Annotated in this window: 1 pseudogene; it reads right to left on the bottom strand. The window is 52.5% G+C overall.

From position 1 onward, the window contains the following. Positions 1-337 (bottom strand): annotated as a pseudogene (locus tag KNQ13_RS16085) (IS200/IS605 family element RNA-guided endonuclease TnpB); the annotation flags it as partial.

Raw genomic sequence — 337 nt, forward strand, 5'->3', positions numbered from 1 at the left:
ATTCTTGTACACCGTGCCGTCCGACAAGATGGCAAAGTTCTTCAACCCGACATCGACGCCGACGGATGAGCCCTTCTTTGGCATTTCGTGGATCTCCTGCTCGACGAGCAGGGAGACGAAGTATTTTCCTGAAGCGTTACGCCGGATGGTAGCGTTCAAGATGCGACCTGCGACCTGCCTCGAGTTGGCGAAACGCACCCACTTCAACTTCGGAAGTTTGAGCTTGTTGCGGACAATCGAGACTTCGGGAAGTTGGTTCTTCTTCTCGATATTGGTCTTGTAGGATTGGACGGGATTGCGCTTCGATTTGAATCGAGGCCGTTCGTTCTGCTTCTTG

Source organism: Exiguobacterium sp. s128 (genome assembly GCF_018618815.1).
Taxonomy (GTDB): domain Bacteria; phylum Bacillota; class Bacilli; order Exiguobacteriales; family Exiguobacteriaceae; genus Exiguobacterium_A; species Exiguobacterium_A antarcticum.